At 70.7% G+C, this 14,440-nt stretch carries 14 protein-coding genes; 4 read left to right on the top strand and 10 right to left on the bottom strand.

The features are described 5' to 3' along the window. Nucleotides 1–9 precede the first annotated feature (9 nt). Nucleotides 10–1,215 (top strand): trypsin-like serine peptidase, encoded by a 1,206-nt coding sequence (locus tag OG870_RS33595; RefSeq protein ID WP_266590391.1) that lies wholly within the window; start codon nt 10–12, stop codon nt 1,213–1,215. Between the two features lie 117 nt (nt 1,216–1,332). Here the strand turns inward: OG870_RS33595 and hflX are convergent, their stop codons facing one another. The 6 genes from hflX to miaA all read right to left on the bottom strand — a co-directional run bounded on the left by hflX (nt 1,333) and on the right by miaA (nt 9,637). Next, on the bottom strand, nt 1,333–2,832 hold the full coding sequence (gene hflX / locus OG870_RS33590) for a GTPase HflX (RefSeq protein WP_266522451.1): 1,500 nt from the start codon (nt 2,830–2,832) through the stop codon (nt 1,333–1,335). A gap of 123 nt (nt 2,833–2,955) precedes the next feature. Further along, a complete protein-coding gene (locus tag OG870_RS33585) occupies nt 2,956–4,530 on the bottom strand; it encodes a M1 family metallopeptidase (RefSeq protein WP_266590389.1) in 1,575 nt (524 codons plus the stop codon). Nucleotides 4,531–4,670: 140 nt separating this feature from the next. Continuing rightward, nucleotides 4,671–6,842, bottom strand: coding sequence for a RelA/SpoT family protein (locus OG870_RS33580; protein WP_266590387.1), 2,172 nt, complete (start codon nt 6,840–6,842; stop codon nt 4,671–4,673). Between the two features lie 298 nt (nt 6,843–7,140). Continuing rightward, complete coding sequence (dapF, locus tag OG870_RS33575; protein WP_266590385.1) at nt 7,141–8,010, bottom strand: diaminopimelate epimerase; 870 nt, start codon at nt 8,008–8,010, stop codon at nt 7,141–7,143. Between the two features lie 76 nt (nt 8,011–8,086). After that, the gene (locus OG870_RS33570) at nt 8,087–8,590 is read right to left on the bottom strand and encodes a hypothetical protein (protein WP_266522441.1); all 504 of its coding nucleotides are present in this window, start codon (nt 8,588–8,590) and stop codon (nt 8,087–8,089) included. A gap of 108 nt (nt 8,591–8,698) precedes the next feature. Further along, entirely contained in the window at nt 8,699–9,637 is a 939-nt protein-coding gene (gene miaA / locus OG870_RS33565; protein ID WP_266522439.1) for a tRNA (adenosine(37)-N6)-dimethylallyltransferase MiaA, read from the bottom strand. A 183-nt stretch (nt 9,638–9,820) separates the two neighbouring features. Here miaA and OG870_RS33560 point away from each other — a divergent pair, with 183 nt between their 5' ends. Together OG870_RS33560 and OG870_RS33555 are read left to right on the top strand one after the other, a co-directional pair. Further along, entirely contained in the window at nt 9,821–10,093 is a 273-nt protein-coding gene (locus OG870_RS33560; RefSeq protein WP_266522438.1) for a hypothetical protein, read from the top strand. Between the two features lie 145 nt (nt 10,094–10,238). Continuing rightward, complete coding sequence (locus OG870_RS33555) at nt 10,239–10,508, top strand: antitoxin (RefSeq protein WP_266522437.1); 270 nt, start codon at nt 10,239–10,241, stop codon at nt 10,506–10,508. Between the two features lie 155 nt (nt 10,509–10,663). On the opposite strand, the gene OG870_RS33550 is transcribed toward OG870_RS33555, so the two are convergent. From OG870_RS33550 to OG870_RS33535, 4 genes are read right to left on the bottom strand one after another with little or no spacing between them, the layout of a single operon-like run. Continuing rightward, the gene (locus tag OG870_RS33550) at nt 10,664–11,377 is read right to left on the bottom strand and encodes a class III extradiol dioxygenase subunit B-like domain-containing protein (protein WP_266590383.1); all 714 of its coding nucleotides are present in this window, start codon (nt 11,375–11,377) and stop codon (nt 10,664–10,666) included. 17 nt (nt 11,378–11,394) lie between these two features. Then, on the bottom strand, nt 11,395–11,682 hold the full coding sequence (locus tag OG870_RS33545) for a hypothetical protein (protein ID WP_266590381.1): 288 nt from the start codon (nt 11,680–11,682) through the stop codon (nt 11,395–11,397). A 52-nt stretch (nt 11,683–11,734) separates the two neighbouring features. Then, nucleotides 11,735–13,252, bottom strand: a complete 1,518-nt coding sequence (gene miaB / locus OG870_RS33540; RefSeq protein WP_266522434.1) for a tRNA (N6-isopentenyl adenosine(37)-C2)-methylthiotransferase MiaB — start codon at nt 13,250–13,252, stop codon at nt 11,735–11,737. Between the two features lie 58 nt (nt 13,253–13,310). Further along, entirely contained in the window at nt 13,311–13,964 is a 654-nt protein-coding gene (locus tag OG870_RS33535) for a response regulator (RefSeq protein WP_266590379.1), read from the bottom strand. Nucleotides 13,965–13,981: 17 nt separating this feature from the next. Here OG870_RS33535 and OG870_RS33530 point away from each other — a divergent pair, with 17 nt between their 5' ends. Beyond that, nucleotides 13,982–14,440 (top strand): cation:proton antiporter regulatory subunit, encoded by a 459-nt coding sequence (locus tag OG870_RS33530; protein ID WP_266592524.1) that lies wholly within the window; start codon nt 13,982–13,984, stop codon nt 14,438–14,440.

The following is a 14,440-nucleotide window of genomic DNA, read 5'->3' as shown; positions in this document are numbered from 1 at the left end:
TACCGCACCATGCGTTCCACACGTACGCCCGCCGCGTCACGGCGCGGGCGGCGCACCGCGCTCGTCGCCACCGGCCTCGCCGCCGCCCTGGCGCTGACCGCCACCGCCTGCAACTCGGGTGACGACACGGCGAGCGACAAGCCCGACGCCGCCTCGTCCCAGGCGTCCGCCTCCGGCGACGGCAAGATCAAGGTCCCGGCCGACATCGCGAGCAAGCTCAAGGACCACGGCATCGACGTCGACCAGTGGGCCAAGGGTGGCTGGAAGAACTGGGACAAGGACAAATGGCTTCGTGAAGCCAAGGACTTCGCCAACCCGGTGATCAAGGGCCTGTGGAAGCCGGAGCGGATGAAGTCCGCGAAGGAGGCCAACAAGACGGTCTCGACGAAGGACGCGGCCGCCGACCAGGGCGTGAGCGACCCGGATCCGGCCCGTGTCGAGGCAACGGCGGAGAAGACGCCGTACCACCAGCACGCCGCCCTGGTCGGCAAGGTCTTCTTCGACTCCCCCGAGGGCTCGATGGTCTGCTCGGGCACGGTCATCAAGGACGTGAACCACCCGGGCAGGTCGAACCTCGTGTGGACGGCCGGCCACTGCGTGCACGCCGGCGAGAACGGCGGCTGGTACCGCAACATCACCTTCGTGCCGGCCTACAACGACCTCGGCAAGTCGGAGTCCGAGCTGAGCAGCGCCGACAGCTCGCAGATCGCTCCGTACGGCCAGTGGTGGGCGGACTGGGTCTCGACCTCCAGCCAGTGGATCAAGGGCGGCTCGGAGACGGGTGGCGCGGGTGCCGCGTACGACTACTCGATCCTGCACGTGAAGCCGGAGCAGGGCTCCAAGTCTCTGGAAGAGACGGTCGGTGCGGCGCTCGACGTCGACTTCTCCGCGCCGTCCGCGACCGAGGTGAGCCAGATGGGCGCCTGGGGCTACCCGCAGGCTCCGCCGTACAGCGGTCTGAAGATGTTCAAGTGCATCGACAGGCCGGGTCGGCTCTCGCTGAGCACGTCGCTGCCGACGATGTACCGCATCGGCTGCAGCATGACCGGCGGCTCGTCCGGTGGCGGCTGGTTCCGTGTGGTCAACGGCAAGACCGAACTGGTGTCGAACACGTCGATCGGCCCGTCCGACAACACCTGGCTCGCGGGCCCGCAGCTCGGCAGGAACGCCGAAGCGCTCTACGAGAACATGAGCAAGACCTACGGCGGTCAGTGACCCGTCCAGAAGCCGAAGGCCCGCTCCCTGCGACAGGGGGCGGGCCTTCGGGCCGTTCTACGACGGTTCGAGAGACGTAGTTCCACGACGGCTCCCGAGCCGGTTTCCCGCGAGCGTTCAGGCGAGCGGCGCCGGAACGTACGGCGCGAGGTCGGCCGCCAGTTCCTCGTGCACCCGGACCTTGAGCAGGGTGCCCTCCGGGGTGTGCTCCTCGGACAGCACCTCGCCCTCGTCATGGGCGCGTGCGACCAGCTTGCCGTGGGTGTACGGCACGAGCGCCTCGATCTCGACCGACGGCCTGGGCAGCTCATTGTCGATGAGCGCGAGCAGTTGCGCGATGCCCTGGCCGGTACGGGCCGAGACCGCGATGGAACGCTTCTCGATCCGCATGAGCCGCTGCAGCGTCAACGGGTCCGCCGCGTCCGCCTTGTTGATCACGACGATCTCGGGTACGCCGGTGGCGCCGACGTCCCTGATCACCTCGCGCACGGCGGCCAGCTGCTCCTCCGGGGCCGGGTGCGAGCCGTCCACCACGTGCAGGATCAGGTCGGACTCGCCGACCTCCTCCATGGTGGAGCGGAACGCCTCGACCAGGTGGTGCGGCAGGTGCCGTACAAAGCCGACGGTGTCCGCCAGTGTGTACAGGCGGCCGCTCGGGGTCTCCGCGCGGCGGACGGTCGGGTCCAGGGTCGCGAACAGGGCGTTCTCGACCAGGACGCCCGCGCCCGTGAGGCGGTTGAGCAGCGAGGACTTGCCGGCGTTGGTGTAGCCCGCGATGGCGACGGACGGCACCCTGTTGCGCTTGCGCTCCTGGCGCTTGATCTCGCGGCCGGTCTTCATCTCCGCGATCTCCCGGCGCATCTTCGCCATCTTCTCGCGGATCCGTCGCCGGTCCGTCTCGATCTTGGTCTCACCGGGACCACGGGTGGCGAGGCCGCCGCCCTTGCCGCCGCCCATCTGACGGGACAGCGACTGACCCCAGCCGCGCAGCCTGGGCAGCATGTACTGCATCTGCGCGAGCGCCACCTGCGCCTTGCCCTCTCGGGACTTGGCGTGCTGGGCGAAGATGTCGAGGATCAGGGCCGTACGGTCGATGACCTTGACCTTGACGACGTCTTCGAGGTGGATGAGCTGACCCGGGCTGAGCTCACCGTCGCAGATGACGGTGTCCGCGCCCGTTTCGATGACGATGTCCCGCAGCTCGGTGGCCTTGCCGGAACCGATGTAGGTGGCCGCGTCGGGCTTGTCGCGGCGCTGGATCACGCCGTCGAGCACCAGCGCGCCCGCGGTCTCCGCGAGGGCGGCGAGCTCCGCGAGGGAGTTCTCCGAGTCCTGTGCGGTCCCCGTGGTCCAGACGCCGACGAGCACGACCCGCTCCAGACGGAGCTGGCGGTACTCGACCTCGGTGACGTCCTCGAGTTCGGTGGAGAGGCCCGCCACGCGGCGCAGGGCCGCGCGCTCGGAGCGGTCGAACTGGTCGCCGTCCCGCTCTCCGTCGATCTCGTGGCTCCAGGCGACGTCCTCTTCCATCAGGGCATCGGCCCGAAGACCTTCGGGGTAGGTGTGCGCGAAGCGCTCAGTGTCCTGGTCCTGGGAAGGGGATGAAGAGGAGGTCATTGGATCCTTACGTCGATGGGGATTCCTTCACTGGTCACAACGTTCGGGTGCCTCGGGAGATTCCCGGCATCCGAGTCGCGGACCTGATGATGGTCCCACGGCACGCCTCGTCTCGTCATCGCCTTATTTCGCGGCCTTGGCCGCCTTGCCGTCCTTGGGGGCCTTGGCGTCGGGCGCCGTCGACCTCCAGTCCGGGTGACCGGGCATCGGCGGGGTCTTCTTGCCGTACAGCCATGCCTTGAAGAAGCCGCTCAGGTCGCGCCCGGAGATCTGGGAGGCGAGCCGTTCGTAGTCGGCTGTCGCGGCCGTGCCGTCGCGGTGGAGGCTCACCCAGTCGCGTTCCAGGCGCTCGAAGGCGGTGCGGCCGATCTCCTGGCGCAGGGCGTAGAGCGCCAGGGCGGCGCCGTCGTAGACGTTCGGCCGGAAGATGCTGATCTTCTGTCCGGCGTCGGGCGCCTTGGGCGCGGCCGGTGGGCCCCCGGCGTCCCGCCAGCCGTCGGAGGCGGCGTACGCGGCCTTCATGCGCTTCTCCATGGGCTTGCCGGCCTTCTCCTCCGCGTACAGGGCCTCGTACCAGGTGGCGTGCCCCTCGTTGAGCCACAGGTCGGACCAGCTGCGCGGGCTGACGCTGTCGCCGAACCACTGGTGGGACAGCTCGTGCACCATGATCGACTCGACGTACCACTTGGGGTAGGTGTGCCCGGCGAAGAGCTCTCTCTCGAAGAGAGAGAGCGTCTGCGTCTCGAGTTCGAAGCCGGTGGACGCCTCCGCCATGAGAATGCCGTACGTCTCGAAGGGGTAGCGGCCGACCTTGCTCTCCATCCAGGCGATCTGGTCGGGGGTCTCGGCGAGCCACGGTTCGAGCTCTTTGCGATCCGCGGTGGGCACGACGTCGCGTACGGGCAGGCCGTGCGGTCCGCTGCGGCGCAGCACGCTGGAGCGGCCGATGGACACCTGGGCGAGTTCGGTGGCCATGGGGTGCCGGGTCCGGTACGTCCAGGTGGTCGCCTTGCCGACGCGCTCCCTGTCGGTCTCCACACCGTTGGCCACGGCCGTGTAGCCGTCCGGGGCGGTGATGCGGATGGTGAACAGCGCCTTGTCGGAGGGGTGGTCGTTGCACGGGAACACCAGGTGCGCGGCGTCGGCCTGGTTGGCCATCGCCAGCCCGTCGGCGGTCTGCACCCAGCCGCCGTCCTGGCCCTTGGCGGGCACGGGGTCGCTGGTGTGCCGCACGGTGATCCGCGTCCAGCTGCCCTCGCGCAGCGGCGCGTCGGGCGTGACGACGAGATCCTCACCCGCGCCGGCGAACCTGGCCGGCTCCCCGTCCACCGCGACCGACTCGACATTGCCATGCGCGAAGTCGAGGTTGAGGTGATCGAGGTCCTTGGTCACCTGGGCGTTGATGGTGGTGACCGCTTGGAGGGGCTTGCTGTTGGTGCCGGAATAGGTGAACGAGAGGTCGTACGACGCCACGTCGTATCCGGGGTTGCCGAGGTTCGGGAAGAGGCGGTCGCCGACGCCCAGGGGGGCGGGGGGCGCGCTCGCGGCGAGGAGGCAGACGGAGACGGCGGAGGCGAGCAGTGCGGTGGCCGTCAGGCGGCGGGAGCTGCGGGGCTGACGGCGGAGGCGAGCCGGAGTGTCGGCCCGGGGGTCGTCGTTGCCGGTGTGTGCGGCCTGGGAACGGAGGGTGAGCGGCATGGATCACCGCTATCAGCGCGCGGCCCCTGGACAGCGACGACTCGCGTCCGACCCACCCGAACGGGTACATCGGGTGCAGGTGTGCGGCTCTGGCCGGCGCGGGCCGGCTTCGCGCGGCGCGACGCCTCCCCGGGCGCCCCTCACACCCCCGGCGTCTGCGCCCGGCTCACGTCGTACACGCCCGGCACGTTCCGCATCGCCCGCATCAGTGCGGGCAACTGGGCCGCGTCCGGGAGTTGGACCGTGTAGGTGTGGCGGACGCGCTGCTGGGTCGGGGGTTCGACCGTCGCGGAGACGATCTCGGCGCCTTCCAGGGCCATGGCCTCCGTCAGATCCGCCAGCAGGTGGGGGCGATTGAACGATTCGGCCAGCAAGGTGACCCGGCACTCGGTGGTGTCCCCCCAGCGCACGTCGACCTCCGCACGCCCCCCGCTCTTCATGTGCTCCACCGCGGCGCACTCGACGCGGTGGACGGTGACCACACCGCCGCGTACGGCAAACCCGGTCACCTCGTCGGGCGGTACCGGCGTGCAGCAGCCGGCGAGGCGTACGGTCGCACCGGGCTGGTCGACGGTGATGTCGGCGGTGGTGGGACGGCTGGTCCCCTCAATGGCGGGCGACCCCTCGACGGCGGGCCCGGCGGGCCGGGAAGCGGCCGAGGGCCCTTTCTCGGTCTCCTGCGGCCTCTCCGGCTCCTCGGCCCGCTCCCCCTCCGGCACGTCGTCGTGCGCCGGGTGGGTAGCGAGCCAGCGCTGGATCGCGATCCGGGCGGCGGGCGTGTGAGCGTGCTCCAGCCACTCCCTGGAGGGCTCGGAGGCCGGGTCCTGCCCCATCAGGAGCTGGACGGTGTCGCCGTCCCGCAGCACCGTACTCAGCGTCGCCAGGCGGCCGTTGACGCGGGCGCCGATGCACGCGTGCGCGTCCTCGCCGTACTGGGCGTACGCGGCGTCGACACAGCTGGCGCCCTCGGGCAGGCCGAGCGTGCCGCCGTCGGGACGGAAGACGGTGATCTCACGGTCCTGGGCGAGATCCTCGCGGAGGGTGGACCAGAAGGTGTCGGGGTCGGGCGCCGCCTCCTGCCAGTCGAGGAGACGGGACAGCCAGCCGGGGCGGGTGGGGTCGACGCGCTCGCCGTCGACCGAGGACTGCTCCTCCGAAGGAGGAGCGTAGGGATTGCCCAGCGCGACGACGCCGGCTTCGGCGACCTTGTGCATCTGGTGGGTACGGATGAGGACTTCGACGACCTGCCCGTCCGCGTGCGCGACCGCCGTGTGCAGCGACTGGTACAGGTTGAACTTGGGAACGGCGATGAAGTCCTTGAACTCCGAGACGACGGGCGTCATACACGTGTGGAGTTCGCCGAGTACGCCGTAACAGTCCGCGTCCTCGTTCACCAGCACCAGCAGGCGGCCGAAGTCTGCACCGCGCAGCTGGCCACGCTTGCGGGCGACACGGTGGACGGATACGAAGTGCCGCGGCCGGATGAGGACTTCGGCCGGGATGTCGGCATCGCGCAGGACGCCTCGTACCTCGTCGGCGATCTCGGCGAGCGGGTCGTCGGCGCGGGACGCGTTGTCGACGATCAACTCCCGTGTGTGCTCGTACTCCTCGGGGTGCAGGATCGCGAAGACGAGGTCTTCCAGTTCGGTCTTGAGTGCCTGGACGCCGAGCCGTTCGGCGAGCGGGATGAGGACGTCGCGGGTCACCTTGGCGATACGCGCCTGTTTCTCGGGGCGCATCACACCGAGGGTGCGCATGTTGTGCAGCCGGTCGGCGAGTTTGATCGACATCACACGGACGTCGCTGCCGGTGGCGACGAGCATCTTGCGGAAGGTCTCGGGCTCGGCGGCGGCGCCGTAGTCGACCTTCTCCAACTTGGTGACGCCGTCGACGAGGTAGCGGACCTCCGCCCCGAACTCCTCGCCGACCTGATCGAGCGTCACGTCCGTGTCCTCGACGGTGTCGTGGAGCAGAGAAGCCGTCAAAGTCGTGGTCTCGGCGCCCAGTTCGGCGAGGATCAGGGTCACCGCGAGGGGGTGTGTGATGTACGGCTCACCGCTCTTGCGCATCTGGCCGCGGTGCGAGGACTCGGCCAGCACATAGGCGCGGCGCAGGGGGTCGAGGTCGGCGCCGGGGTAGTGGGCCCGGTGAGCTTCGACGACATGGCCGATGGCGCTGGGCAGCCGGTCACGGGTGGCGGGGCCGAGCAGGGCGGCACGGCCCAGGCGGCGCAGGTCGATCCGCGCCCGCCAGCGCGCCGCCGAGCCTGTTACCGGACCTGGGGTCGCGGGATTCGTGGCCTCCGCACTCATGGGCACCTCCGGCTGCGTGGACCGGCGGACGGGGTGCCCCATGGCGGACACGGCTCAGGGGATGGCAACGGTCCCCCGTCCGGGCCGGTGCTTGATGCTACCGAGCCCATCACGTGCGGCTGACCGCCTCTCGCCGAGCGTGAAACGGATCACCCATTCGAGCGAGGGTCCGCAGGTTTACGGTTTTGCGCCACATGACAGGCGGACGACCGTGCTTTCGAACGCCTGGTCGCCGTATCGGTAGTTGACGCGTGCACCACCTGGCGCACACGCCTGTGATCCCAAGCCGCGGCATCAGTCAACGGGCGAGTGTTTCCAGCCACTCGGCATCGATCTCGCCCTCGGCCACGATCACCGCGGGGCCGGTCATCTCGATCTCGCCGTCGGGCTGCTCGGTGATCACCAGGGTCCCGCCGGGCACCTCGACGGTGTACGTCGCCGGGCTCCCGGTGACGGCCGGGTCGGCGCCGTCCCTGCGGGCGGCGGCCACGGCGACGGCGCACGCGCCCGTGCCGCACGAGCGGGTCTCGCCGGCGCCGCGCTCGTGCACGCGCAGGGCGACGTGCCGGGGACCGCGGTCGACCACGAACTCGACGTTCACCCCGTCCGGGTACGCGGAGGCCGGGCTGAACGGCGGCGGCGTGAACAGGTTGCCGGCATGCGCGAGGTCGTCGACGAACGCGACCGCGTGCGGGTTGCCCATGTTCACGTTCCGAGCAGACCAGCTGCGCTCGCCGACGCTCACCGTGACATCCCCTTCGGGAAGGCGTGCCTTGCCCATGCCGACGGTGATGTCACCGTCCTTCGCGATGTGCACGCTCTTCACGCCTCCGCGCGTGGCCACGGCGAGATCTCCCTCACCGACGTGACCGGCGCGCTGGAGGTAGTGCGCGAACACCCGGACGCCGTTGCCGCACATCTCGGCGATCGAGCCGTCGCCGTTGCGGTAGTCCATGAACCACTCGGCGTCGGCCGCCATGTCCCGCGCCTCGGGGTGCGCGGCGGACCGCACCACGTGCAGCAGGCCGTCGCCGCCGATGCCCGCCCGGCGGTCGCACAGGGCGGCGACGGCGGCCGGGGGCAGGTCGATGGCGTTCTCGGGGTCCGGGACGATCACGAAGTCGTTCTCCGTGCCGTGCCCCTTGAGGAAGGCGATCCGCGTGCTCATTCCTCGATCGTACGGGGTGGGTACGACACCCCGGCGCCCTCGGTGAGGTCAGCCGTCGCCCACGCGCGCGTGCAGGTCAGCGCAGCCGGGCCACGCGCCACACCGCGAGCACCACCACAGCGGCCACCACGACGACGTACGCGAGGACCACCCGCCAGTCCGGGCGCCGCCCGGATCCGCGCTGCGGCAGTCCGGGCCCCGTGTAACCGACCCGGCGGGCGGCCATCATTCCCCAGCCGGCCGCGCAGGAGCAGATCAGCAGCCCCAGCATGGCGATCACGGCCCCGCTGTCGCCGAAGTCGAAGGCGAGCGGGAAGGCGAACATCAGGGAGCCGACCGCGGCCAGGGCGACGATGGGGGCGAGCTGCCAGATGCGCAGCCGGTGCTGCGGGCGCAGCTCGACCTCGACCTCGGGACCACCGGCGAACATCTCGTCGGGCTCAGGGCCGTCGTCGGTCACTCCGCCCTGCGTCTCGTCGGGCCCGTCGGGGCTCAGACGGTCCTCGTCCCGCTCCTGTTCACCGCTCTCGACGGTGAGGGGCTCGGTGCCTTGTGCGGTGTCGCGAGGGCTGGCCTCCATCGCCACGCGCCCTCCCAACTAGGACTCCACTTGGTCGATCGAAGCTCGATGATGGCACGGCGCCGGAGGCCCGGACGGCGGCCGGAGCGTCCCGATGCCATGACGTGATCAGGCTGTGACCGGTCGTTCGACCAACGCCAGTGCGAGGTGCGGAAGTTCTGTGAGATCCGTCGCAGCCCCACTGAGCCAGTGCACCCGCGGATCGCGCCTGAACCACGAATCCTGGCGGCGCGCGAAGCGCTTGGTGGCGCGCACGGTCTCGGTCCGTGCCTCGTCCTCGGTGCACTCCCCGGCGAGGGCCGCGAGCACCTGCTGGTAGCCGAGCGCGCGGGCGGCCGTACGCCCCTCGCGCAGGCCCTGCGCCTCCAGCGCGCGCACCTCGTCCACGAGCCCCGCGTCCCACATCCGGTCGACCCGGCGGGCGATGCGCTCGTCGAGCTCGGGGCGAGCCACGTCGACACCGATCTGGACCGTGTCATAGACCGAGTCGTGTCCGGGGAGGTTGGCGGTGAAGGGCTGCCCGGTGATCTCGATCACTTCGAGGGCCCGGACGATCCGGCGGCCGTTGCTGGGCAGGATCGCCGCCGCCGCCCCTGGGTCGGCGGCGGCGAGACGTGCATGCAGCGCCCCGGAGCCGCGGAGCGTGAGCTCCTCCTCCAGGCGGGCCCTGACCTCGGGGTCGGTGCCGGGGAACTCGAGGTTGTCGACGGCCCCGCGGACATACAGGCCGGAACCGCCGACCAGGATCGGCCAACGGCCCTCGGCAAGCAGGGCGTCGATGCGCGCGCGGGCCAGTCGCTGGTACTCGGCGACGGACGCCGTGACCGTCACGTCCCAGATGTCCAGGAGATGGTGTGGAATGCCGCCGCGCTCCTCGGGCGTCAGCTTGGCGGTTCCGATGTCCATCCCCCGGTAGAGCTGCATGGAGTCGGCGTTGACGACCTCGCCTCCGAGCTGCCGGGCGAGGAAAACACCCAGATCGGACTTTCCTGCCGCGGTCGGTCCGACGACGGCGATGACTCGGGGGGCGGGGGGTGCGGTGCTCACCGCACCAGTCTCGCAAACCCCCGGGGCTCTCCTCGAACGAGTTACGTGACGACGCGGGGCCGGGGTCGTTGCCCGTTGCGAGGTTCTCGCCGTCGGTTTTCAGGAGACGGCGACCCGGGCGACGCAAACGGCCGCACCGGACGACGCGGGATTTCGCCCGCACGAGTAACGTATGGAGTGGATATGGGCGTTTTCGCACGACTTCTTCGGAGGTCGAAGACCACGGAGGAGGCGTCAACCGCCGAGGCGCAGGCCGACACACCGACGGCCGAACCCGCGGCGGAGGAGGCGGTGGCAGAGGCGAAGGGGTCGGCCGAGGCCGAGGAGGGGACCGAGGTCGAGCCGGCGGAGCCGGAGACCGACGAGGCCGCCTCCGGTGAGGGTGTCGAGATCCCCAAGCAGCAGTCCGCCGAGAAGGCGGCCGACAGCGAGGCCGGTGAGGACGCCCACACGTAACAGGCCCGCGCGCGAGTGAGCCGAAGGGGCGCGCCGGTGACGAAAGGCCGGCCGTGCTCAGCCTTCGGGTCCGCGCGCTCGGCTTCTCGCCATCGGCCGCGGTGCCCCGGGGCGCACGGAGCCCGGGAACGACGGAAGGTGGACCATGGGTCTCCTGGACAATTTCAAGGCCAAGCTCAACCCGGCCAAGGACAAGGTCTCCGGCCTCGCGCAGCAGCACGGGGGCAAGATCACGCATGGTCTCGACAAGGCCGCGAAGGTGGTCGACGAGAAGACCAAGGGCAAGTACAGCGACAGGATCCAGACCGGGACCGGCAAGGCCAAGGGCGCCATGGACCGACTCGCGCACAAGGACGACACGGGGGCGGGCGGCGGCACGAGCGCGCCGCCGGACTCCCCACCGCCGGCTTCCTGAGCGGCACAGCGACGGACGGCCGCGGGGCCCGAGGGCTCCCGGCCGTCCGCCGTATGCCCCGCCCTCCGTCCCGTCTGCCGTCCGCCGTTTGCCCTGGCCTTCGTCCGCCGTTTGCCCGGCCTGCCGCGTCTACGACGCCGGACCGGGCGTCGCCGCTACGACCACGTGGCGACCACGTATCCCACCCCGTACGGCGCGTCCTCGTACAGCAGCGCGCCGGCGAGGTCCGCGCCCTCGGCCGCGCCCGCGAGGACCTGCCAGGGGGCCCGCCCCGATGCCTTCAGTTCGTACGCCAGCTCGGCGTCGAGTGACCTGATGGCCGCCAGATCCGCAGCCCCCAGCGCACGCGCGACCTCCGCGTCGAAGGGTGCCGCGCGCTCGTCGAGGTAACCGGGCGCCTTGAGCGTGCGGCAGGCGCTGGCGTCGCCCATCACCAGCAGCGCCACCCGCCCCGCCCGGGCCGCGATTCCTCTTCCGACATCGATACACCGCTCGGCCGCGAGAGGTTCCCCCACGCCGAGTCCCTCGATCGGTGCGTCGGACCACCCCGTGCGCTGCAGAAGCCATGCGGCCACGGCGAGGGACGGCGGCAGCTCGCGCCCGGACTCCGCACCTGTCTCCTCCCCGAGCCGTACGCCGAGATCCACGCCGAAGCCGCGGAAGGAACCCTGCGTGCCCTGCGGATGCGTGCCACGTCCGCTCTCTTCGGCAGGACCGACGACCACGAGGAGGTCGGGCCGCGCCGCGGCGAGCACGCCGAGCGCGTCCGTGCACGCGGCGCGCGCGGCCTCCAGCTCGGATGCGGCGCCCGCGGCGACGTCGGGCACGAGAAGCGGCGGGCAGGGGCAGACGGCGGCAGCGACAAGCATGATCGGCAGGGTACGCCTCAGTACGTGATCGGTCCCGAGTCCCATTCCAGCTCGGTGAGCAGGAAGTGGTACGTGAACACACCGCCTGAAGAACCGTCCCCGACCAGCATCCAGCCGTCGCCGGTGCGGAACCGCCGCATCCGCAGCGGGTACATCGGATGCCGGGGCTGGTAGAGCCGTACCAGCTCCCCGAACCGTGTCTCGGCCTCCCCGCGCGTCCCGTCGATCGTCGCCATCAACTCGAACTGTCTGCGGTACGGCCCCTCACCAGGCGGTTTGTCCAGCAGCAATGCCCATCGAGGCATCAGCACGTCCCCCGTGTCCACATCATCGGCAAGTCGTTCGGCTCGGCTCCGGTCAGTCGCAGCCGCAGCCGCTCCCCGTCGCGACCGGCAGCGGCTCGGGTGCGCCGATCTTCGGCAGGCCCAGCATGACACCCACCGGCTTCGCCGCCTCGGCCGCGTTGCGCTTCTCCCAGGCGTCCCCCGCGCGCGTGCGGCGCACGTCGAGGACGGCGCCTTCGGCGAGGAGGTGGTGCGGGGCCGCGTACGTTATCTCGACCGTGACCACGTCCCCGGGGCGCACCTCCTGCTCGGGCTTGGTGAAGTGGACCAGGCGGTTGTCGGGGGCACGGCCGGACAGGCGATGGGTGGCGCCGTCCTTGCGACCCTCCCCCTCGGCGACCATCAGCTCCAGGGTGCGGCCGACCTGCTTCTTGTTCTCGTCCCAGGAGATCTCCTCCTGGACGGCGACGAGACGCTCGTAGCGCGCCTGGACGACTTCCTTGGGGATCTGGTTCTCCATGGTCGCGGCCGGGGTGCCGGGGCGCTTGGAGTACTGGAACGTGAAGGCCTGGGCGAACCTGGCCTCGCGGACGGCGTGCAGGGTCTGCTCGAAGTCCTCCTCGGTCTCGCCGGGGAAGCCCACGATGATGTCGGTGGTGATGGCGGCGTGCGGGATGGCCGCCCGCACCTTCTCGATGATCCCGAGATAGCGCTCCTGCCGGTACGAGCGGCGCATCGCCTTCAGGACCGTGTCCGAGCCGGACTGCATGGGCATGTGCAGCTGCGGCATCACGTTCGGGGTCTCGGCCATCGCGGCGATCACGTCGTCCGTGAAGTCGCGCGGATGCGGGGAGGTGAAGCGGACCCGCTCCAGGCCCTCGATCGTGCCGCAGGCGCGCAGCAGCTTGCTGAAGGCCTCGCGGTCGCCGATGTCTGAGCCGTACGCGTTGACGTTCTGACCGAGCAGCGTGATCTCGGAGACGCCCTCGCCGACCAGCGCCTCGATCTCGGCGAGGATGTCGCCGGTGCGGCGGTCCTTCTCCTTGCCGCGCAGGGCCGGGACGATGCAGAAGGTGCAGGTGTTGTTGCAGCCGACGGAGATCGACACCCACGCCGCGTACGCGCTCTCGCGCCGTGTCGGCAGGGTGGACGGGAACGCCTCCAGGGACTCGGCGATCTCGACCTGGGCCTCTTCCTGCACACGCGCCCGCTCCAGCAGGACCGGCAGCTTGCCGATGTTGTGCGTGCCGAAGACGACGTCCACCCAGGGCGCCCTCTTCACGATGGTGTCCTGGTCCTTCTGCGCGAGACAGCCGCCGACCGCGATCTGCATGCCGGGCCGCTTCGTCTTCATCGGGGCGAGGCGGCCGAGGTTGCCGTACAGCCGGTTGTCGGCGTTCTCCCGGACCGCGCAGGTGTTGAAGACGACGACGTCCGCGTCACCGTCGGAGCCCTCGGGTGCGCGTACGTATCCGGCCTGCTCCAGCAGTCCGGACAATCGCTCGGAGTCGTGGACGTTCATCTGGCACCCGTAGGTGCGGACTTCGTAGGTCTTCACGCCCACTGCCTGGCTCCGGTCGATGCTGCTCATGTGACAAGGGTAGGCGGTGCCGGGAGTGCCTCCGGTCGCCCTGTGGACAACCAGGGGCTCATGGCTCGATGAGGCCCGCGCGGATCGCGTAGCGGGTGAGCTCCAGGCGGTCGCGCATGCCGAGTTTGTGCAGCAGGTTCGCACGGTGGCGTTCGACCGTCTTCGCGCTGATGAAGAGCAGCTCGCCGATCTCCTTCGAGGTGTGCCCCTCGGCGACCAGTTTGAGGATCTCCTCCTCGCGTTCGGTGACCGCGCGCGCGGGCAGGTCGTCGCCCCGGTGCAGACGGTCCAGGTAGGAGCGGACGAGGGTCCGCTCGGCTCCGGGGTACACGAACGGTTCGTCGCGGCCGGCGGCCCGGCACGCCCCGACCAGGTCTCGGTCGGCGGCGGACTTCAGGACGTAGCCGCTGGCGCCGGCCTTGAGGGCCTCGAAGAAGTACTGCTCGTTGTCGTACATCGTCAGGACGAGGATGCGCAGGCCGGGCAGGCGGCGGGAGAGCTCTCGGGCCGCCTGGAGGCCGGTCATGCGGGGCATGGCGATGTCCAGGACGGCCGGATCGAGCTCACGCGCGCGTGCCAGCTCCACCGCCTCGGCCCCGTCCCCGGCCTCGGCGACGACCGTCAGATCCGGCTCGCCGTCCAGGATGAGGCGCACTCCCTGGCGTACGAGCGCGTGGTCGTCTGCGAGCAGCACGCGCGCGGGGGACCTCATTGCCGGGGACGTGATCGCTGGGGACGTCACCGGCGGCCGCCCGCGACCTGGTGACCCGCGACCAACGTCATCTGTCCGTGGTGGCGCACCGCGACAGCGCGCGCACGGTGAACGTGTACCGCGCCGACGATCCCGACTCGTGTGCGCAGTCGTTGCGGCTGACCGGCTCCGACGCGGGAGCCCTGATCGACGCGCTGAAGCCGTCCCACCACAGCACGAGCCTGCTGTACACCACCGACGTGGGCCTGGTCGCCGAGCGGATCGAGGTGGCCACGGCCTCGCGCTGGAACGGGCGGGTGCTGGGCGACACACGGATGCGGACCGAGACGGGGGCGTCCGTGGTGGCGGTGCTGCGCCGGGCCGAGGCCATACCGTCGCCGACGCCGGACTTCCGGCTGGCGGGCGCTGACATCGTCATCGTCGTCGGCACCCGCGAGGGCGTCGACGCCGCCGCGGCGATACTCGGGCGGGAGTGA

This window comes from Streptomyces sp. NBC_00461 (genome assembly GCF_036013935.1).
Taxonomy (GTDB): domain Bacteria; phylum Actinomycetota; class Actinomycetes; order Streptomycetales; family Streptomycetaceae; genus Streptomyces.
This window is presented reverse-complemented; position numbering and strand designations above follow the sequence as displayed.